This is a genomic window from Pseudomonas syringae, from assembly GCF_001698815.1.
GTDB lineage: Bacteria > Pseudomonadota > Gammaproteobacteria > Pseudomonadales > Pseudomonadaceae > Aquipseudomonas > Aquipseudomonas syringae_A.
The window spans coordinates 141,459-162,952 of the sequence record NZ_LGSI01000068.1 but is presented as its reverse complement, the minus strand read 5'-3'; the positions used below and the strand labels follow the sequence as shown (position 1 = coordinate 162,952).

The following is a 21,494-nucleotide window of genomic DNA, read 5'->3' as shown; positions in this document are numbered from 1 at the left end:
CATGGAGACAGGAAATAGAAATAACGCAGGCAGCTGTGGGCTTTGAATAGAAAAATAGCAGCGGCGCGGCAGTTTACTGGCAGTTTGACCATTGCGCTCGGCTATCGATCCCTAAACCCTTGAGCATCAAAGCTGCCACCATTTGGGCAACAACTGTTGCACCTTGCGCTCGGCGAAACGGTCGTCGATCAGCATCACTACACCACGGTCCTCCTGACTGCGGATCACCCGGCCAGCGGCCTGCACGACTTTTTGCAGGCCCGGATAAAGGTAGGTGTAATCGTAGCCTGCGCCAAACAGCGCGGCCATGCGCTGTTTAAGTTGTTCGTTGACCGGATTGAGCTGGGCCAGGCCCAACGTGGCAATGAACGCCCCGATCAACCGCGCACCGGGCAAATCGATCCCCTCGCCGAATGCACCGCCCAGCACCGCAAAGCCAATGCCCTGGCTTTCAAGGGTAAAACGCGCAAGAAAGCCGTGACGATCAGCCTCGCTCATGCCGCGCGCCTGCTGCCAGATCGGCACCTGCGGATGTCGGGCCTGCATCAACTGCGCGACTTGTTGCAAATAATCAAAGCTGCTGAAGAAAGCCAGATAATTGCCTGGTCGCGCTGCAAACTGTTCGGCCATCAACTCGACGATGGGGGCCAGCGAGGCCTGGCGATGGGTGAAACGGGTAGATATCTGGCTGACGATGCGCACGTCCAGCTGCTGGCGATTGAAGGGCGATTCGACATCGATCCATGCTGTATCGACGGGTAAGCCGAGCATGTCGGCGTAATAGTGCCGAGGGCTGAGGGTGGCGGAAAACAGCACGCTGCTACGCGCTGCGGTCAATCGCGGGCGGATGAAATTTGCTGGCACCACGTTGCGCAGGCAGAGCCGCGACAAACTGCTGCGCTTGCCCCTTGATTCGCGCTTGCTGATGTCGAAGATGAAATGCTCATCGAACAGTTCAGCAATCCGCACAAAGGCTATTGCTTCGAAGTAAAAACTTTGCAGGGGCCCATCAACGGCGTCGGGATGCTCATTGAAGTAATCCCCCATCGCCGTTACGCACAGGTTGAGACTTTGCAGCAGCTTGCCCGGCGTGCCGGGATAGGCTTGATACGCCGCGATCTGCTCTTTATGCAGCGCATTCCAGTCGCGATTCAGGCGTTGCAGGGAGTTTTTCAAGGGCGCGGGCGCAACGTCGCGGATGGCGTTCATGCTCTGCTGATCAAGGCTGGCGCTGTACATCTGCCGGGCGCGCTCGACCATGTTGTGCGCTTCGTCCACCAACACCGCGACGCGCCATTGATTGAACTGCGCCAGGCCGAACAGCAAGGCACTCAGGTCGAAATAATAGTTATAGTCGGCGATCACCACGTCCGACCAGCGCGCCATTTCCTGGCTGAGGTAGTACGGACACACTTGATACTCAAGCGCTACCTGACGCAAACCCGCCTGATCCAGCCACGGTGCAGTCAATGCCGCGCTGCGCGCTGCGGGCAGACGGTCATAAAAGCCGCGGGCCAGCGGACAAGAGTCGCCATTGCAGGCTTTGTCCAGGTGTTCGCAGGCCTTGTCCCGAGCCACCAGCTCCAGCACGCGCAATTCAAGCTCCGGCGCGCTGTGCCTGATCACCCCCAGAGCGTCCAGAGCCAGCTTGCGCCCTGGTGTTTTGGCGGTCAGGAAGAATAGTTTGTCGAGCTGCTGGCTGGGCGCCGCCTTGAGCATGGGAAACAAGGTACCGATGGTCTTGCCGATGCCGGTGGGCGCCTGAGCCATCAGACAACGGCCAGTGCTGACCGCTTTGTAGACGGACTCGGCCAGATGCCGCTGGCCAATACGAAAGCCCGCGTGGGGAAATTTCAAGCCGCGTAGCACGTCATTGCGTTGGTGGCTGTGAGCCAATTCCTGACGCGCCCACTGCAGGAATATCCCGCAGTGCTTGTCGAAAAATGCCCGCAGCTCTTCAGCCGTATGCCGTTCACAAATCAAGGTCTCCTCTTCGCTGATGATGTTGAAGTACACCAGCGCCAGATTCACTTCACTCAATTGCAATTGCTGGCACAGCAGCCAACCGTAAATCTTTGCCTGGGCCCAATGCAATTGCCGATGGTTGTCGGGAATGGCGGCAAAGTCGCCACGGTAAGTCTTCACCTCTTCAAGCTGATTGCGCTGCGGGTCATAACCGTCCGCCCTGCCCCGGACTTTTAATTGCTGGTACTCGCCGGAAAGCGCCACTTCAGTCTGGTAATCCGGGCCGCGCCGCGCGGCAACGGTACGATGCCCGGCAATGCCCTGCAGAGCAGTTGGCGCCGGGGTGAAGCGCAGGTCGAGGTCACCGGCCTTCGCCGTAAACTCGCACAGCGCGCGGACCGCCACGACATAGACCGAGGCGTCCGCGCCATCCGGCACGAGCGCTTCGCTGAGGGGGATTAAAGTAGGAGCTGAAGTCACTGCAGGGACGAACCATCGATTGCCGGTACTGGATGGTTGTACAGATAACAGTCTGTCGCGGGTCTGGCAAATCTAAATGGATCGACGGCCCGATTGTCGCCGGCCTCAAGCGCATCGTGCCTCGGACAACGCCCGGCGCAAGGTCGCGAGCGTGGTCTCGATGGGCAAATGTTCACCTATGGCATAGCTGATGCGCAGGTTCTGCCGATGCAAACCCTGCAGGCTGAACAGCTCGCCCGGAGCGATGACGATACGCTCCTGCAACAACTGGTCAAATACCTGGCGCATGTCCACGCAAGACACGCTTTCGGCCCAGATTACTGCCCCGCCCTGTGGCATTTCATACTGCAGCAAGCGTCCCAGATGACGGTCAATCAGCAAAGTCATGGCTAACATTCGCTGCTCCAGCAACCGGCGCAGTTCTACCAGATGCAGATCCAGACGCCCGCTGCTGTAGAGCCGCGCAATAGCCTTCTGCCGGATCGGCGGCAGGTTGAATGCCTGCAACAGGAAGTATTGCTGCCATTGCGGATTGAAAAACTTGCCCAGCAAGTAGCCATAAGGTGCTTCGGCGCCAAGGATTTTTTCGAATGAGCCAATGATCAACAGCCGCTCGGGGTCGATCAGGTTGCGCAACCGACTGTGGGGTGTCTCGAAGCTGAGCTCGCCATGACTGTCGTTCTCCAGCACCCAGATTCGGTAACGGTTCAACAGATCCGCAACCGCCTGGCGATTCTCGGCGGCAAGGGCACTGCCACGGACCGCATTGAGAAACGACGGCAATAGGGCCAGGCCTATACCTTCGGTGAGCAACGCCTGATCCAGCGCCGGGACGTTGATACACCCTGCCTGATCCACGGGCAACTCGATGACCCGGATGTTGAATGACTGCAACAGGCGCAGAAGCGTCCAGGTGCAGGGTGACTCAACCAGAACCGTGCTGCCGCGCAGCGCCAGGGTTTCAAGCACAACCTTCATCATGGCCAACAGGTCTGGTCCGACAAAGGCATCTTCCGGAAGCCAGCTGCGCTGCGTCGATACCGTGTAATGAGCCGCCAATGCAGACCGCAGTTCCACATCGCCAAATGGTTGGAAGTTCGGATCCAGTGGCCCGGGATACTGCCGGACCAGTTCGCGCTCAATCAACAAAAGCGGACTTTCCAACGACTGCACCTGGGTAGGCTGATCGTTGCCGAGCACCAGCATTCCGGGGCGGCGCGCGCTGTTGTAGAGGGTTTCCAGAAGGCTTTGCGATCCGTCCGAACGGCCTTGCGAGCAGTCGCCGCAGCCATTGGGTTGCGCAAAGTAACCGGATTTAGGCACAGGGCAGACCCGGCCTTCCTTTTCCAGTATCGAATAGGCATTTTGCACCGTCGAAATCGACACCTTCAAACGCAGCGCCAGCTGACGCAATGAAGGGAGCCGGGTTGCCGTATCGCTCGGAGCGTCATTGATCAGCCCGACAAGATAGCGATACACCGTGTGATAGGCGAAATCAGGTTTAGTTTTCATGAGCGGCACCGGTCCATGCGCAAAACGCTGGGGCCAAATTTCTTGTTGACTGATGATATGCCTGACATGGCGCCGGCCACGTAGCTCCGAGACGGAAGATGGATCAGCGCCCGGATATCATTTCCGTAACCGCTTCACCGGTGACCGAGTCGACCGTCGAAATCTTTCGTTTATCAGGATCGGCGGCGCGCACCCGGGCAATGATCGAGTGTTGCTGGCTGAAATCAACACGCTGCTTGAGATAGAGGTTCTGCAGGCCTTTGATGCTCAGGCCGCTGATATCGATCAACCACTGAGTCACTTGCTCGGGTGCGGTCATTCCTGCCAGAGCCTTATGCAGGTCCGGCAGCGCAACCAGCATTCCTGGATGACAACGGCGCAGGAAGATCTCCAACTCTCGCCCTTCATCGACGAAGGGTGAAAAAAGCAGGCACACCAGTTGTGCTTCATTCAGGCCGAACCCTTCCAGAGCAAAGGCTGCCGCCAGCTCCCGCCGCGCCTGCAAGCGCGTCTCGCCGACGTACGCGCCCAACGCCTGATCGATCAGACGCTGAGGCATTTGTTTCCTGCGCATCATTGCCTTGGCCAGTTCGAGGTATTCGGCAATGCCATCGGCATAGGCGCGTCCTTGCACATATTGGGCTTTGAGGCCGCGCATATGCGCCATCAGCAACGGATTGGCACAGTCTGATTCACTGAAGCTGAACGCCAGGTCATCGAAACGAAAGCCGAGAAACTCGGTGAGCAGGTTCCAGTGTTCTTCCACGTTGCTGTGCATGAGATCAGAAATGGTGATGTACGACGGCACGACGGATTTGTTCGGAAAACCCAATGGGCGAACGACGCGGCCAGCCATTTCGCTGCCATCGCCGTACAGTTCCTGATAGTACGCCTGGCCAATGCTGTCGATTGTGCGCAGCACGCCGTTGAAATTCTGATTGCCCCAATCACTGAAACGCTGCGCGTTGCGTGGCACCAGACGCATGATCCAGGCGATATATTGCTTTTGTTCCTTGCGCGAATCGCCACTGACCAGCGCATCGACGCCAGTGCCCCAGGCGGCGGCACGCCCGAAAAACTCCGCGATCCCCAAATAGCAGCTATTGCAGAACGTGGTGCGGCCGTCCCCTGCCGACAAATGCCCGCTCAGCAGCATGTCCGAGCGGTTTTGTTCGCGCCCTGCCTGGGAGAACGGCAGCTCCGGCTCGAATATCTGTACATACTGGTTATCCACCACCAGCAATTCGACCCGGGGATCGTCGTGGAGAAAGAGTCCCGAGTAGGTGCGCTGAATGTTGCCCATGACGGCGGGGGTCATGCCTGCATGACGCATGGTGGCGATGCGCAGATTGAATGTCCCGGGGGATCTGCCGGCAATGCTTAGCTGCGCAGCCCGCAGGAAGGCGACGGTGTACGCACTGTCCTTGCCACCGCTGAATGCGACCATGACCTTGAAGCTGGCAATACGCTCAATGCCGCCTGCGGCCACGATCAAACGTTGAATCAATAACTGCAAGGCGGTCCGCTCGGCGCGGGTAAAGTGACCCAACAAGCGTTGCAACACTTGCTGATACACATAACTCATCGCTTGCTCGTGTATAGAACTCATCGTGTTTCACCTGCCTGCGTATCGGCGCGCGAGGGTGTGCAGATTGAATTTACATCGAGCAGCCGTCTGGATGAATAATCGACCATGACTCATTCCCTGAGTAATAATTACCCAACTATTATCAATATTAATCCACCAATTACAAGGTACAGATAAGTCGCAAAACACGGCTCACCTTAAGCGATTTAAACATAAACAGTTAAACAGGTTAGTTTAATTCTGCCGTGTAAATAGATGTATTTTCCGAGTTCGGTTTCCCCTGCCAAGCCCGCAGCGCAAGGATTTTCGCAGCCCGCACGGAGATTTCCGGTACAGGCGTAAGACAGGGGTGAGTGTCACAGCAAGCATCACGGACGCGTGCCCGGTTATAAACCCTCGAAACGGAGGTGATATTAAACCCGCCCCGTCGATGTTTCCGAGAAACACCCAGTCATGTTTATTCTTTTTTTTGTCAAATAGCGGCATTTCAAATTGAAGCTCATTAAATGCCGCGGGCTCAACTATTCAATCAACCACACTTAGCGCTTGCAGCTATAACGCGCAGATGATTTATATGCCGAATGCTGAAAAGTCGAAAGCCGAACAAGGAATGAAGTTGAAGGCGTGGCGAGGGGTTAAATGCGTCGACGCCTGGCTGGAGGCGTCGAGGAGACAGAAGTGCTGCGGCAGCACTTCTCAGGCGTTGATCAGACAGGCTCCACTTCGAGTACCGCTCGCCCGCCAATTGGGCAGCCATCCATATAACGGTGAGCCTGGACCACTTCGCTGAATGGAAACACGCGCATCTTGAGCGGCACCAGCACGCGATCTGCGGTCAACTGATTGATGTCGCGCAGTGCGCGTTGCAACGCTGCTTCATCCTGAGTGATGCCCAGTTCAGGCTTGCCGGTAAAGTTGCCGAGGCAATGCACGAAGAACTGAATATTTTTCTGGAACGCAGCACACGCCGGAAATGGAGTCTGGTTGCCGCCTTGCAAACCATACAGCACCAGACTGCCGCGTGGTGCCAGGACGTCGCCCATGATTGACATCTGCGGACCGCCGAGACCGTCGAGCACAACATCGACGCCACGATTTTCAGTGTACTTGTTGATCGCCATCAGCAGATCCTGCTCTTCGGTGACCACGACTTTATCGGCCCCCAGTGACAGCAGGTAATCCCGTGCATCGTCAGTCTTGGTGGCAGCGATCACTCGCACCCCCAATGCCTTGCCCAACTGGACAAACGCCGGGCCGGCGCAGTGGCTGGCATCAGTCACCAGAGCGGTCTGCCCAGGCTTGATACGCGCCAGGTCCATGTAGGCAAAATAGGCAACCAGCAGCGGCGTGTAATGCACGCTGGCCTGCAGTGGCGTCAGCACGTCCGGGTAACGGGTCAACGCAGACTGTGGCAGCACCACAACCTCGCCGTAAACCGGATGCTGGTTTGGGTCTGCCGCCGGGAAGCTGGCAACGTTGTCGCCCACAGCAAAATCGTCGACGCCTTCACCCAGTGCGGTGACAACGCCAGCCATTTCATGGCCCATGCCCGCCGGAAGTCGCGCCTGGGAAGACGCCAGGTTTTGCCGCCAGAGGACGTCATACCAGCTGATGCCTATCGCCTGGACACGTACTTGTACCTCACCGGGTCCAGGCAACGCGGCAGGATGCTCTTCGATCTTGAGCACCTCTGCTGGGCCAAACTGATGAAAACGAATCGTGCGGGACATTTCGAACCTCGCCTAATGAACCTTGATGCCATGAACTCTATCCGGGCGCTGCCGGGAACACTATCAGTGGCTATTAATAGTCGACATGTCTGTCATCGATTGTCATCACATTCCGTAGGCTTATCGCCTTGAGACAATCACAGACTGCCTATGTGGTCATGGGCGGCCATTGTTCGCATGTCGCACGTACATTGCAACCCATGGAATGTTTCATCTTCCGCCGTCCGACGAGCCATCGCCGACAAACCCCAAGGTTCGACCCTGACCCGGTAAATCTTTGGTCATCGGTGCTCCCGGACGTTCAATGAATCTCAGGCTGATTAGCGACTCTGGATGCAGGTATCTGATCTCGCGATGAATTTATGCATGCGCAAACCGCGTATTTGCTCGTACTATTCACGCCAGCGTTGAACACACCGGCTTTCTGCTGGCTGCCCACTGCTTCGACAAATGTCCCGAGATCACCTGCCATGAATCGCAACGACCTGCGTCGCGTCGACCTCAATTTGCTGATCGTTTTCGAAACCCTGATGCATGAACGCAGCGTGACACGCGCCGCAGAGAAGTTGTTTCTCGGCCAACCGGCAATCAGCGCCGCCCTGTCACGGCTGCGCGGGCTGTTTGACGATCCGCTGTTCGTACGCACCGGCCGCAGCATGGAGCCAACCGCCCGAGCGACGGAAATCTTCGGACTGCTCTCGCCTGCCCTGGATTCGATTTCCACCGCAGTCAGCCGCGCTTCCGAGTTCGATCCCGCAACCAGCACCGCCGTTTTTCGCATTGGGCTCTCCGACGATGCGGAATTCGCCTTGCTGCCTGCGCTGCTCAAGCGGTTGCGCTCCGAAGCGCCCGGCATCGTGCTGGTGGTACGTCGCGTCAACTATATATTGATGCCGGCGTTGCTGGCCTCCGGCGAGATTTCCATCGGCGTCAGCTACACCAACGACCTGCCCGCCAACGCCAAGCGCAAGGTGCTGCGCCGCAGCAAGCCTATGTTGCTGCGCGCCGACTCAATGCCTGGTGCGTTGAGCCTGGATGATTTCTGCTCGCGTCCGCACGCACTTGTGTCGTTCGCCGGGGACTTGAGTGGTTTCATCGATGGCGTCCTGGAAAAGATCGGCTGCAAACGGCATGTCGTGCTGGCGGTCCCGCAGTTCAATGGCCTGGCAACATTGCTGGCGGGCACCGACATCATCGCCACCGTGCCGGATTATGCCGCCGCAGTGTTGACTGCGGCAGGCGGAGTGCGGGCCGAGGAATTGCCAATCGAGACGCAGACGTTCGAGCTGCATATGGCCTGGCGCGGTTCACAAGACAACGATCCCGGTGAGCGATGGCTGCGCTCGAGGATTCAGATGTTTTTTGGGGACCCCGATAGCCTCTAATGGAATTCCACTAAATTCCATAAAACCGTTTTATAACAACGAGTTATTGATAACCTGAGTCTACTGCCGCCTGTCTAAATCCAATGGATTCCACGACTCACGGGGGCATAATTGGGGGCAAATCTCGGTTCCTTAAAAAGGATGCCCCCACCGATGCCCCCAGATAATGCGGTTGTTTTCAAACGCAAACTCAGCGATGCCTTGATCCGCTCGCTGACCGAACCCGGCAAACACGCCGATGGCGAAGTCCCTGGGCTCTACTTGGAGGTAAGGGCGTCGAGCAAGGTCGGCAAACCCCCTTCCAAGGTTTGGCGATTGAAGTATCGGCTGCATGGCAAGGAAAACCGCTTCTCCATCGGCGCTTACCCCGAAATCGGCCTGAAGGACGCGCGCGACATTGCCCGCGGCGCACGCCGCGACGTGGCTAACCACACCGCGCCGCTCAAGGCCAAGACCGCCAAGATCGAAGCACACCTGCTCAACGAGGTGCGCACCTTCGAATACGTAGCCAAGCAATGGTTGGCGTTCAAGTCTGCCGAACTGGTGCCCAAATCCATCTCGGGATTTAACGGAGCGCTGAACAACCACATCTTGCCCGCGATCGGTAAAAAACCGGTCAGCGAGATCAAGCTCGAGCACATCACCACAATCATTACGGAGTTGCGCCGCCAGCGCACAATGGCCATGGCCCGGCGCGTACGTACCATCATACGTGCCGTTCTGGGCTTTGCTGAAGGGCGCGGCTGGGTGGAACGCAACGTGGCGCTCAGCAACATTGAGGAGTTGAAGATCCGCCATGTCGTGACCAGCAACCCGGCAATCGAAAGGCCAGCCGACCTGGGCAGGTTTCTTATACGCCTTGATGACTGCAACGACGGCAGCGTTGCCGCCGCAATGCGCCTGCTGGTCATGTTGCCTGTCCGACCAGGCGAGCTGGTGCAGATGCGCTGGGAAGATGTCGACTTGGTGGGCGCCGATTGGCGTTATGTGGTGAGCAAGACCAAGCATCTGGACAAGAGCAAACACATCGTGCCGTTGCCTGAGCAAGCCTTGGTTCTGTTACGCGAGCTCCATAAAACCCGCGTGGTGGATGAAGAAGGCAAAGGCTGGGTATTCGTCTCGCCGGTCTATCCGGGACGTCCCATAAACCCAACCTCCATGCTCAAGTCATTTCAGCGTATTTGGCCGGAGTACGACATCACTGCTCACGGCTTTCGCGCCACCTACAGAACCATTGCCCACGAGCACTTGGGTATCGATCCAATCGTGCTCGAACTTTCGTTATCTCACCGAATGCCAGGAGCTCTTGGAGCTGTATATGCGCGCGCGCAACTGCTGGTGCAGCGCCGGGAGGCTGCTCAGCAATGGGCTGACTATTTAGATCAGTTGCGGCAAAACGCTGCGCGAATAACCACAGATTGATGATACAGCGAATACAAATCAGGAGATTAGACCGGGTGACAGGCATTTCTGTTTTTCCACCCAGTAAGAGAGGAAGAGCCAAAACTGGCCGTCCGTGGACGAGGCCGCCAGGGACAGCCCGTCGATACAGTTGAGTGTGTAGGCCCTGCGGTAGTTTTTGACCTGTCGAACGAAAAGACCTGAGGTACATCGCCGTCCAGCAGATGCCAGTGACCTGATAGTGGCCGAACAGCTCGCTATACTGGGCGATGCATTGCCGGTTGGCAGGGGTCCCTATCGACTGAGAGTACGCTGTCGCTGAAATTTGTTTTACTGATGGTCAGGTTGGTATCTACATCACTGCAGAGTCGAAGCCTGTGCTGGAGTAGGCCTGGTACAAATGCATCATGGTTTCGCCGAACGCCTCGTAAAGGATTAACGAGTGTTTAAGCGCTAACCTTCAGCATGCTGCTGCCGGTGCTGGGCCATCGTCGAAGCTGCAAATCAGCTTTCTGAGCACATGCAGAAGTTTATCGCTCAGCAGGTTCAAGAGGAGTATAGATTTTAGACCTGCCTTACTCACTGCATTGCTTATTTTTTGGCAATGCACTTTCCTGAATAGAAGGCACTGGGCGCGGCGTGAGTTCAGTATCGTATGTAAGAAGTATTGCAACGTTTAGCCTCCTGAAAAGCTTGTATTCCACCTATGCTTAGCCGTTTTTATCGCTTCAGATCGCCAGTCGGAAAACCTACTATTCAACCAGCTTGTAACTAGTAGTTACCTGCGGGTGCACAATGTGGGCGACGTACACAAGCAGGATACATTTCCAGTTTGATATTCTATTTTATCACTCCCAGCCTAAGATCGCCCCAAGTAGTGATCTACCAAAATATTAAGATCTTCGAGGCACACTATTCCATGATCTATAAATCACTGGGTAACACAGGGTTAAAGGTTTCATCTGTCGTCGTAGGCTGCATGAGCTTCGGGAGCCCTGAGCGAGGCAAACACTCATGGACCCTGGACGAAGAAAGTAGCCGCCCGCTGATTAAACACGCTCTTGAGCTTGGTATTAATTTTTTTGATACGGCCAATGGTTACTCCGACGGCACTTCCGAGGAAATCGTCGGAAAAGCACTGCGTGATTTTGCGAAGCGTGACGAGGTTGTCATCGCCACCAAAGTCTTTTCAGCGTCGCGTCAAGCCCCCAATATCGGAGGTCTCTCGCGCAAGGCAATTTTCACCGAAATCGATAACAGCTTGCGTCGTTTAGGTACCGATTACATTGACCTTTATCAAATCCACCGCTGGGACTATCAAACACCAATCGAAGAAACGCTAGAAGCTCTACACGATATCGTGAAAGCGGGCAAAGCGTTGTATATCGGGGCATCTTCGATGTTCGCCTGGCAATTCGCCAAAGCGTTACACACCTCGAAATCCAATGGCTGGGCAAGTTTTGTTTCAATGCAAAACCATCTGAACTTGATCAATCGAGAAGAGGAGCGGGAAATGTTACCCCTGTGCCGTGATCAGGGTATTGCTGTTCTACCTTGGAGCCCATTGGCGAGGGGGCTTCTGACGCGTGACTGGAATGAAGGCAGCATTCGATACGACGATGACGAATTCGGCAAAACCTTATATCTCCCGCAAACGGCTGAGTCAGATCGTAAGATAGTCGAAGCCGTGGCGGATGTGGCTTCAGCACGCGGCGTACCTCGAGCCCAAGTCGCACTGGCTTGGGTCGCGCAGTCAGCGGGGATTACTGCTCCAATTGTAGGGGCTAGAAAGCCGCATCACCTGACTGATGCTGTAGCTGCGACATCGCTGATACTCACTCAAGAAGAAACTCAGCGCCTGCAGCAGGACTACGTGCCGCACCAAGTGTCAGGTTTTGCGTAAGACAAGTTCTGTCATCGACGCTGCCGACTTGCGAGCAAGCATCTGGGGGTGTTCCGGTTGTACACAATGCACTCAGCCACTTATATGCCTTTCAGATAACCGGGCGATCCAACACACCTATCCCGTGTTGCGTGTTTGACCGCCCTATCCCGCTCGCCATCTAAGCTTCGCCATTTTTTTCGTTTTGCATTGATTTCCTATGTCGGTAGTTTTCCACCTTGAATCGCTCGTAGTGGCGTGCGGGCACTAACTGTATGAATAAATATTTGCGAGGACACATGTCAACATTCAGAGGTAAAGTTTACGACAGTATTATAGATACCATCGGAGCAACTCCGCTGGTGCGCTTCAACCGCTTCGCAGCCGAGTCGGATATCCCTGTTCAATTATTAGGCAAGCTCGAGTTCTTCAATCCACTTTCTTCAGTTAAAGATCGCCTGGGTCTTGCACTTATAAACGACGCAGAACAATCCGGGCGTATCCAGCCGGGTTCAACCATTATTGAGCCAACCTCTGGCAATACCGGCATTGCTCTGGCCTTTATTGCTGCTGCCAGGGGCTACCGGCTGATCCTATGCATGCCGGAAAGTATGTCCGAGGAGCGGCGCAAAATGCTTCGATTCCTGGGCGCGGAACTGGAACTGACGCCTGCCGGCCAAAGTATGAGTGGTGCAATTGCAAGGGCTCATGAATTACAGAAAGAGATTCCCAACTCAGTAGTGCTCCAGCAGTTCGAGAACCCTGCCAACCCTGCTATTCACAAGATCACGACCGCTGAAGAAATCTGGACAGACACCGCGGGTGAGGTCGATATAGTGGTGGCTGGGATCGGCACCGGCGGCACTATTACCGGAGTGGGCGAAGTCCTGAAGGCCTACAAACCCTCGATCCAAATTATTGGTGTAGAGCCCTCGGGTAGTGCCGTGCTGTCGGGTGGCAGGCCCGGACCACACAAAATTCAGGGCATCGGTTCTGGTTTTTTGTCGAAAATCCTTAATTTGCAGGTGATCGACGAAATCCTCGCCATCGACGATGAAGATGCACTCAATACAGCGCGACAAATTGCCAGGCTCGAGGGGGCACCAGTGGGAATCAGTTCCGGTGCCGCGCTGGCCGCCGCACGCATCATAGGGCAGCGTCCAGAAAACGAAGGAAAAGTGATCGTCACCATTATCCCAAGTTTCGCCGAACGCTACCTGTCCACCGTCCTGTTCGATGAGGTCTGAGAAAAAGCCATGTCGAAAATTCTCCCGTGGATCTGGCCCGCTCAGGTCGCCGACATCAAGACAGCGCAGCTGTATTTTGACTATGCAGCCACTACGCCCGTCGACGAACGTGTCATTGCTCGAATGATCGAATGCCTGGGCAGGACTGGAACGTTCGGTAACCCGGCTTCCAATTCTCATGCGTTTGGCCTACGCGCCAGAGACAGGGTCGAACGCGCGCGCGAACAAGTCGCAGAACTAGTGAATGCTCGTCCCGAGCAGATCATATGGACCTCGGGCGCGACCGAATCAAACAACCTCGCCTTAAAGGGTGTCGCCTTCACTCGATGGGACAGCAAGGGGCACATAATCAGTAGCCCACTTGAGCACAAAGCAGTGCTCGACACGCTTGCCGAGTTAGAAAAAAAAGGATTTTCTGTCACGTACCTGACGCCCGATCAGGACGGTTCCATCACTGCTCAGGCGGTGATCCAAGCGCTGCGCGCAGATACATTCCTGGTCTCTTTAATGCTGGTAAACAACGAACTGGGCGCGGTGACCGATATCGCCGCGATCGGCCAGGTCGTAAACGAACATGGCGCGCTGTTCCATGTCGATGCAGCCCAGGCAACGGGCAAAGTGGACATCAATCTAACGAATCTTGCAGTCGATTTGATGTCTTTCTCTGCTCACAAAACTTATGGCCCTAAAGGCATAGGCGCGCTATTCGTTGGCCCTCGCGCAGCGCCTCAATTGAGCGCGCAGATACATGGAGGCGGACATGAACAAGGTCTGCGCTCCGGCACGCTGGCGACCCACCAGATTGTCGGTATGGGGGAAGCATTCGCCATCGCAGGCCACGTACGGGCTGAGGAGCACTCTCGCATCCTGGAGTTGCGCAACAGAGTATTGAAAAAACTAAAACGCCTGCCTATACGTGTTAACGCCAACCTCACAACACATGTACCGCACACACTGAGCCTGACCGCCGACCGGGATTTTTCTCTGAGCAACGAACTGGCGCTGTCTTCGACATCTGCATGCAACTCAGCAATCACTGAGCCGTCCCATGTACTGCTGGGCATTGGCCTTCAGCGTGCTGAAGCGTTGCGTACCATCCGTTTAAGTCTGGGCCGATTCAGTACCGAGATGGAAGTTGATCGGGCGGCAAAGTTGATTGAGGAAGCGCTACTCTTGCCTGTCCCATGATCACGAACACCGGACCAAGGCAGGCTTATGACGCTGCGGGTTATTTCGTTATGCCATTTGGCTTGTCGCCGGATCATGGCACTTCAGATAGCCTGCGCGTTTGATGCCAAAGGTGGTCCGAGATGCAGACTGAAATACGCGTACTGATTTTGCCTGGCAGGGGCAACTCTGGCGACAAACACTGGCAAAGCTTCTGGGAGCGAAGCCACTCATACTGCCGCCGAGTTCTCCAGCGGGACTGGGAAAACCCCCACATTGACGAATGGGTCGAGACCTTGGAGCAGGCCATTACCGAAGAGGATTTTCCGACGATTCTGGTCGCCCACTCACTGTCGGTTGCTCAGGTGGCGCACTGGGCATTGCGCCATGCCGCGCCGCCTTATAATGGCTGCGTGAGAGGCGCTCTACTGGTCGCCCCAAGCGATGTCGAGGACCCTTCGTATCCGCCCGGCGCAATCGGTTTTGCGCCAATGCCCTCAATGAAATTGCCCTTCCCCAGCACCGTTGTAACCAGCACCAACGATACTAGAGTAACGTTGGCACGAGCGCGCCAATTTGCGACGGATTGGGGTTCAAGCCTGCAAGTACCGGGAGCGTTTGGACACCTCGGCTCCTTCGCTGAGCTGGGCGATTGGCCTTATGGCTACTCGTTGCTACAAGCCCTTATCGAACAAGCCTGAAAAGGACTCGCGTGTAATAAACCTATATGCAATTGCCGCGCAAGCAACGCAGATAATATCAGTTCGCACTCTTCCAACTTCTGTTTAACCTGCCCACAACTTGCCGCAGTGTCACAGTGCGTTGTCCTCCCTCGCGCACTTCCATCTCTTCCGTACCACCTACCAGTAGGCCGGAGTTAATTGCACGAAGGCTTATTGCTTTCGTGCCCGCCGCTGGAAGTGGCACGGCATCCGATTGATCCGTTGTGATTATTGAGAATGAGGTTTGAGATGAGGAGTCATCCTTTGAACGCAGTACCCTTTGTCCGCCGGCCGTTGTATTTGGCGCTGGTGTCGGTATTTGCATTGTCCAGCGGTATCGTCGAAGCAGCAGATACCAACGGTAATGACGCAGCCGAGCAGCCCGCAAAAGATAAAAAAGAAGTCGCACTGACCGCCGTAACGGTCACGGCCGAGCGCCGAACAACTGATCTACAGAAAACTGCCGTAGCGGTAAGTGCAGTTGGAGAGAGCCAACTGCAGGAACGTCAGGTCCACTCACTGGCCGACCTCGCCGGCCAGGCTGCAGGCGTTACCCTACCGAGCCCATACATCAATCAACAATATGTCTTTATTCGCGGCATCGGCAATTCCCGCCCAGCTGGCAATCCATCGGTCGGGGTATACCTTGATGACGTCTATATCGCCCGACAATTTGGTAATGCGTTCTCTAATCTTCCAGATATCGAGCGGGTGGAAATTCTGCGGGGCCCTCAGGGTACGCTGTATGGACAAAACACCAGCTCAGGCGCGCTCAAAATCATCAGCAAGGACCCCAGTAACCAGTTTACGGGTTTCGTCGAAGGGGGTGGCGGCAACTTTGGCACCTTCGAATCCAAGGGCTATTTCAGCGGGCCGCTAATCCCGGATGTGTTACTGGGCAGCCTGGCAGTGTCCAGTCGCAAGAGCGACGGCTATGCCCACAACTACACCTTGAACAAGGACGTCAACGGTTTTGATACGGATCAAGTCCGGGCCAAGCTGTTATTCCGCCCATCCGAAAACCTACGCTTCGATTTGGCCATCGATGAAGCCAGTGACCACTCGGACAATGGTGTTCCTTCGCCACTCACGCCTCACCTCAAGGACAATCGTACCCTTGCTTCCTGGGACACTCGTACGGATCAGAACAACGGTGGCATTTCTTTCAAGATCACCGACCAGTTGAATGACAACTTGACCTTGAAGTCGATCAGCGCGTTTCGTCGAATCAAAGACGGGCAGCCGTGGGACAGCGACGGCCGCGAGACGTACACATTCAACAAATTTTATCAGGAGGTGAATCAGCGGCAGTTCTCCCAGGAGTTCCAATTGCTCGGTGAGTACGAGCGATTTGATTTTGTCACGGGAGCGACTTACTTCCACGAGAATTTTGATTTTGATCGCTTGACCGCACTCGGCACGGCGCCTGCCTGGCAAGCCACCAGTTCCCGCAACGAAAAGGAAAGCAAGGGGATTTTCGGCCAACTGCACTACAAGGTCACCGATGCCTTCGGCATTACAGGCGGGCTTCGCTATTCGCGCGAGGAGCACATCCTGTCCGGCGATGCCTACAACAGTAATGCCGGTGGTGACTTGCTCTCCCAACGATTTACCTTCAATAACTGGAGCGAAAAAAACAGCTCTCTCACCCCGAAACTTATCCTTGATTACACCTTTAGCCCGAATGTATTCACCTATCTCACTTGGGCCAAAGGCGAAACTTCCGGAGGGTGGAACCCTGCGCCGGTGAACCGCATCGATCTGGTTGAACGCCCGATAGACCCGGAAGAAGTCACGTCCTATGAGTGGGGAATAAAAACCACGGCATTCAATAATCGCGTGCAAAACAACATTGCGATGTTCTACAACAAATACGACAACTACCAGACCAGCTTAAGCAATCCAGTATTTAACGGAGTGCCCGTAATAGGCGGCGTGCTCGCCAATGCTGATTCTGCACACACCTACGGTGCCGAGCTGGAGTCTTCTTTTCAGATTACGTCCAACTGGAAGACCAGTTTTTCGGCGTCCTACCTACGGACCGGGATTGACCAGTTCTTACCAGGCGGTGTCTCTTCGACCGCCGACTACACCGGCAACGAGCTCCCATTCGCACCGCGCATGACCTACAACTTGAACACGGTTTACGACGTTTCAGTGCCTGGCGGCGATCTCCGCCTGAACGGGAACGTCCGCCGTTCCAGCAAGTTTTATACAGGTGTTGAAAATACCTTCGAGACCCCGGCGCAAACCTATGTCGACCTCGGCGCTTTCTACACCCCTAGAGGAACATCGCTAACGCTGTTCGTTTCGGGAAAAAACCTTCTAGACAAAACTTATGAGACGCCCTCCGCGTTCGGCTACTACTACAACTCGCCCCGAACATGGCTCGCCGGCGCTCGTTACGACTTCTGACGGCGCACTACCGGAAAATCCAACTATTTAAACGTCCCCCTACAAAAGCCCCCCACACTGCGCGGAACACCTGCAGAGCTCACCCGCGTCGTTCAACCAGCTTAGCGAGGATTCACAGATGACAGATGTACGCGTTCTGATTCTTCCAGGACGGGGCAACTCCGGAGAGGGTCATTGGCAAACCCATTGGCAGAATAACAACCCGTCCTATGAACGGGTACTGCAAAAGGAATGGCAAAATCCGGACCTCGAAGACTGGGTAAACACATTACAAGCCGTCATAAGCGAAAATGACGACCCGGTGGTTCTGATCGCGCATTCACTTTCCGTTATCCTGGTCGCCCATTGGGCCAAGCGTTACAGCGGACCAGTGCTTGCTGCGCTGCTGGTCGCTCCGAGCGATATTGAAGCACCTGATTACCCGCCAGGCATCAGGGGGTTTTCACCCCTCCCGCTGAAGTTACTGCCGTTCAAGACAGTAGTGGTCGCCAGTACCAACGACCCGAAAGTGAGTTTGCCGCGCGCGCAGCATTTCGCCGACGCGTGGGGCGCTCGCCTCGAAATTGCCGGTGCTGTACACAGATCGGAGCTTTCGCTCAAGCGCATCCACGGACGTATAGGTGGCAAACCTGTCAATCAATTCATCAGCATAGAGCCAAGGTCGATTGAGCCAAAGCTTACCGACATCGCACTCCTCTAGCACTGCCCGCAGACCGTTGGCATGATCAAGGTCTGGATGAGTTAGGACTACGTTATCAATCTTGGTGGTACCGTAAAATTTGCGGAGTTGCTCAATGACCTGAGCTCCAGTGTCGACATACCCTCCGTCCACTACATGAACGCCCGTAACTCCATTTTTCTCGTAACGAATGGTAATTGCGTCACCGCTTTTCGCGGTCTCTACACCGATGAAATCGATCTCTATGTGCGACATTGCAACTTCCTGCTTTGCGATGGCTAGTGAGTTGTAGGGAGGCCAAGGTTTTAAGGGTGGCATCGACCTGCTGACAGCTCGACGCACTTCCAAGTACCAAAACGGAAGTGAGAGGGCTCACTTCACCGTTTCTTTCTTCCCTCGACTAGCCTTAGGCTTCGCGGCCAAAACCTCGCAGGCGGAGACAAGCATCCGGGCGTAGGAAAAAGCCGCCGCTCGGACAGACTTTTCCGTGATGAATGTCGTCCACATCAGCAGCATGACTAGCGACGCCCCAATGGCTGTGACTTCGTTGACCGTAAAAAACGCCTCTGGAGTCGTTGCTGCTTGATAACGAGATACCCACATCGAAGGGCCTTGGCGAATAGCAACCCAGAATAAGCTGACGAAGCACGAAGCCACGGCAATATTTCGAAGACCTAAAGCATTTCTACGGAAACCGTAGGAGATATTGTCCTTAAACAACAGGTTGAATTTTTTGGTATCCCGCGTGGCGGCGCGTAGCATTCCGCAGGCTTCCGCGTACACCGCGTCGGCACCTTGAGGATCGGATGCTTCTTCAGCACTCGAAGGGAAAGGTTTGTTCATCAGTGTGGCAAGCTTGACGTGATAACCAAGTAGCTCCCCTGGCTCGAAAATTCCATCGCGATGGCGCAATACCTGCGTACTAGGAGGCCCGCCCCACTTCCTCCACATCGCCTGCTCGTTTTCTTTTCCCCGGCTTCTCGCGTAGTCGGAAAGCAGGTGAAGTAGCCCGAACGCGACCAGCAGCGATACGACCCCAGAAATCAGTCCGAGTCTATCCCCGTACAATGCCATCGCAGTCACAATAATGGGCGAGAGTGCTAGCAGAGCAGGATACAGCCGGGCTTGGCGCTCATAGGTGTCCGAGAACTGAGTGATGGCTTTGGCAAAGCCTGAAACTCCGGCTCCTTCGCTCATTCTTCGATTTCCTCATGGAAAGGCTCGTAGCTAGCCGGTCCCCATCCTTCACGCTTAGCCCCGCCAGGAGAGCGGTGGGAGATGTACTGTCCCTTTGTCTTAACTACCTTGAAACCGCGAAGAACAAATGCGTTCGTTACAGCCTTCTTCGGATGACGTGGCGCTTTCTCTGCCGCAGATACATAGGCTCGGCGGCTTGGATTCTCGGGCATCTCAGCAAGCGGATCCCCCACAAGCATGTTCAGCGTTTCTGTAGAGACGTTGTGACGACCGCCATGATGGGGAATCTGGGCGAAGGTCACGCGATTAGGCAGGTCAATGCCATTTTCAGTGGCAAAAATTGCAGCGGCTCTGAGCGATTCAATTCCGGCGTCCCCAGTCAGGAGGTACCCTCGTTCACCTATGGAAGCAAAAAGAATCGCACTACTTTCGTTTTCTGCTGAGGTGATCACTGTTTCAGGCAGATATTCCATACCCCATTTCGCAGCAACATAGCCTGCAACACCTTTAACGGCGTCAAGTACAGAAGCAATAGCGCTCTGGTTTTCTTTGAGCTCAGGAGCCTTCTCGAAAGCCGGGACCAAATCGTGTACGTAACGGTACTTACCGGGTGATAGAACTGTGAAGATCCCGATCTGGTCACCCGCAAACGGTTCTTGAATCGGAATATCCCGCTTCAAGGCAGCCTCTTCAAGCGCGTGGGCAGCCGACATTTTCTGCTTCAGTCGGTTTGCCAGGCTTTCGTCAGTCATTCTGCCGTCGTGAAAATAATCTCGGATCTGGTCGCTGTACTCCCAAGGGCGGTGCATCCATAACTCGCCAACCGTGAGAGTTTCCAAGACGTGCAGCAGTCCTCCGGCATGATCATTGTCAGGGTGAGAATTGACGACATAGTCGACGTAGTTGGTTTCAAAGTGCTCTTGGATATGCTTGACCAGTGCGACGCCGTAATCTCGGGTTCCGCCGTCATAAACCATTACTTTATATTCGTCATTTTCACGCCAGCGGATCGCAATCGCATCGCCGCTATGCTCGCCCTTTCCCACCGGTAGAAAGTCAATCTCAATGCTCTCAGCCATATCGCGCTCCCCAAGTATTGTTTCGTTGAGCTGCCGCGGCCCGATTTTCGTGATTGTCCACCAGAATATCGATAAGCGAGAGCTGAAACGCAGCCAATGGCCACTACAGATCAATCGATTTTGGGATGGATCCAATTTCTTCAAGGGGAGACGTGAAATTTATTTCATGAGCGAGGCCCAGAGTGCTGGCGACAGATAGATTCCAGTGGAATTCAGAAAACGAAAAAAGCGCCGAAAAGCCTCTATTTCCGTGGCTTCCAGGCCTTCAGCGAGCCTTGTGGAAGCAAATATGGTGCAGCGGACGAGACTCGAACACAAATACGCCATCTCAGCTCGCAGCGCCACCAAGATCCAAGATATCCGTGGGAGTAAATGTGGGAGTAATTTTGTAGGCATGAAAAAGCCCAACCTGAAAAGATTGGGCTAACTCATTGAATAATATGGTCGGGACGGAGTGATTCGAACACTCGACCCCTAGCACCCCATACATGGGGTAGCTAGATATGCACGGGGCCAAGGCGGCGATACTCTAAGGGTTGAGCTCCTTGGCACCGCCCAAGTTGCCAAATTCCGGTGCTTCGCACGCATTTATCGCATAGAGGCCGAAACCGACCTGCTCCGACAGTAGGTTTGGTGCACCTCACCGCTCATGCTGGCGTCATTGTTGAAAGCCCAGCGTCCCCCCAAGACCCACCGGCACACAGCGGTTGCGCATCTTGCGGATTGGCGTGTTGCCCGACGCCAGGCGTATGCTCGAGCACGGGCACTGGGCGCCACCGAACCGATGGCCGCTATGGAAAGTGGCTGATCAAACCTTCATCTCAAACAACCATAGACTAATTTACGCGAAGAAACCTCCAACCTACACCGAAGCCCAAACGGAATACACTGATCCAGGCACTGCCAGACTTGGGACCGCTGAAAATCGCCGTTCGCGATCGCTTGTACACCCGATGCGAATGGGGGCAAAACTGGGGGCACAATTCGATTTTTTCAGGCTGTAACTACCGCCCTAGAGCCCAGTCAAAATGTTTTTCGGCGATCC

At 55.1% G+C, this 21,494-nt stretch carries 14 protein-coding genes and 2 pseudogenes; 8 read left to right on the top strand and 8 right to left on the bottom strand.

Features of this window, described 5'->3' with window-relative positions:
* Positions 1-126: 126 nt before the first annotated feature.
* The 4 genes from AFK24_RS24275 to AFK24_RS24260 form a co-directional block, all read right to left on the bottom strand.
* Positions 127-2,403 carry an ATP-dependent DNA helicase gene (locus AFK24_RS24275; RefSeq protein WP_065835645.1) on the bottom strand — a complete coding sequence of 759 codons (2,277 nt, stop codon included), beginning with the start codon at positions 2,401-2,403 and terminating at the stop codon, positions 127-129.
* Positions 2,404-2,550: 147 nt separating this feature from the next.
* A complete protein-coding gene (locus AFK24_RS24270; protein ID WP_065835644.1) occupies positions 2,551-3,957 on the bottom strand; it encodes a PLP-dependent aminotransferase family protein in 1,407 nt (468 codons plus the stop codon).
* 103 nt (positions 3,958-4,060) lie between these two features.
* Positions 4,061-5,566, bottom strand: coding sequence for a hypothetical protein (locus AFK24_RS24265; protein ID WP_065835643.1), 1,506 nt, complete (start codon positions 5,564-5,566; stop codon positions 4,061-4,063).
* 686 nt (positions 5,567-6,252) lie between these two features.
* Positions 6,253-7,275: a zinc-dependent alcohol dehydrogenase family protein gene (locus tag AFK24_RS24260; RefSeq protein ID WP_065835642.1), complete on the bottom strand. Its 1,023-nt coding sequence runs from the start codon at positions 7,273-7,275 to the stop codon at positions 6,253-6,255.
* Positions 7,276-7,745: 470 nt separating this feature from the next.
* Here AFK24_RS24260 and AFK24_RS24255 point away from each other — a divergent pair, with 470 nt between their 5' ends.
* From AFK24_RS24255 to AFK24_RS31680, 8 genes are all read left to right on the top strand, one after another.
* The gene (locus AFK24_RS24255; RefSeq protein WP_065835641.1) at positions 7,746-8,660 is read left to right on the top strand and encodes a LysR family transcriptional regulator; all 915 of its coding nucleotides are present in this window, start codon (positions 7,746-7,748) and stop codon (positions 8,658-8,660) included.
* Between the two features lie 153 nt (positions 8,661-8,813).
* Positions 8,814-10,082 (top strand): tyrosine-type recombinase/integrase, encoded by a 1,269-nt coding sequence (locus AFK24_RS24250; RefSeq protein ID WP_065835640.1) that lies wholly within the window; start codon positions 8,814-8,816, stop codon positions 10,080-10,082.
* Positions 10,083-10,980: 898 nt separating this feature from the next.
* Positions 10,981-11,964 carry an aldo/keto reductase gene (locus AFK24_RS24245; protein WP_065835979.1) on the top strand — a complete coding sequence of 328 codons (984 nt, stop codon included), beginning with the start codon at positions 10,981-10,983 and terminating at the stop codon, positions 11,962-11,964.
* Positions 11,965-12,242: 278 nt separating this feature from the next.
* Positions 12,243-13,190 (top strand): cysteine synthase A, encoded by a 948-nt coding sequence (gene cysK / locus AFK24_RS24240; RefSeq protein ID WP_065835978.1) that lies wholly within the window; start codon positions 12,243-12,245, stop codon positions 13,188-13,190.
* A gap of 54 nt (positions 13,191-13,244) precedes the next feature.
* Positions 13,245-14,378, top strand: coding sequence for a cysteine desulfurase family protein (locus AFK24_RS24235; protein WP_430962177.1), 1,134 nt, complete (start codon positions 13,245-13,247; stop codon positions 14,376-14,378).
* A 122-nt stretch (positions 14,379-14,500) separates the two neighbouring features.
* Entirely contained in the window at positions 14,501-15,058 is a 558-nt protein-coding gene (locus AFK24_RS24230) for an RBBP9/YdeN family alpha/beta hydrolase (RefSeq protein ID WP_065835638.1), read from the top strand.
* A gap of 285 nt (positions 15,059-15,343) precedes the next feature.
* The gene (locus tag AFK24_RS24225) at positions 15,344-17,494 is read left to right on the top strand and encodes a TonB-dependent receptor (RefSeq protein WP_065835637.1); all 2,151 of its coding nucleotides are present in this window, start codon (positions 15,344-15,346) and stop codon (positions 17,492-17,494) included.
* 118 nt (positions 17,495-17,612) lie between these two features.
* Complete coding sequence (locus AFK24_RS31680; RefSeq protein ID WP_080482282.1) at positions 17,613-18,194, top strand: RBBP9/YdeN family alpha/beta hydrolase; 582 nt, start codon at positions 17,613-17,615, stop codon at positions 18,192-18,194.
* Between the two features lie 33 nt (positions 18,195-18,227).
* On the opposite strand, the pseudogene AFK24_RS31675 reads toward AFK24_RS31680, so the two are convergent.
* From AFK24_RS31675 to AFK24_RS31670, 4 genes and pseudogenes are all read right to left on the bottom strand, one after another.
* Positions 18,228-18,428, bottom strand: a pseudogene (locus tag AFK24_RS31675) (competence protein ComEC); the annotation flags it as partial.
* 117 nt (positions 18,429-18,545) lie between these two features.
* Entirely contained in the window at positions 18,546-19,370 is an 825-nt protein-coding gene (locus tag AFK24_RS24215; RefSeq protein WP_065835636.1) for a hypothetical protein, read from the bottom strand.
* Positions 19,367-20,449, bottom strand: a complete 1,083-nt coding sequence (locus AFK24_RS24210; RefSeq protein WP_065835635.1) for a ComEC/Rec2 family competence protein — start codon at positions 20,447-20,449, stop codon at positions 19,367-19,369. The genes AFK24_RS24215 and AFK24_RS24210 overlap by 4 nt, the downstream gene beginning before the upstream one ends.
* 535 nt (positions 20,450-20,984) lie before the next feature.
* Positions 20,985-21,227: pseudogene (locus AFK24_RS31670) on the bottom strand (8-oxoguanine deaminase); the annotation flags it as partial.
* Positions 21,228-21,494 lie beyond the last annotated feature (267 nt).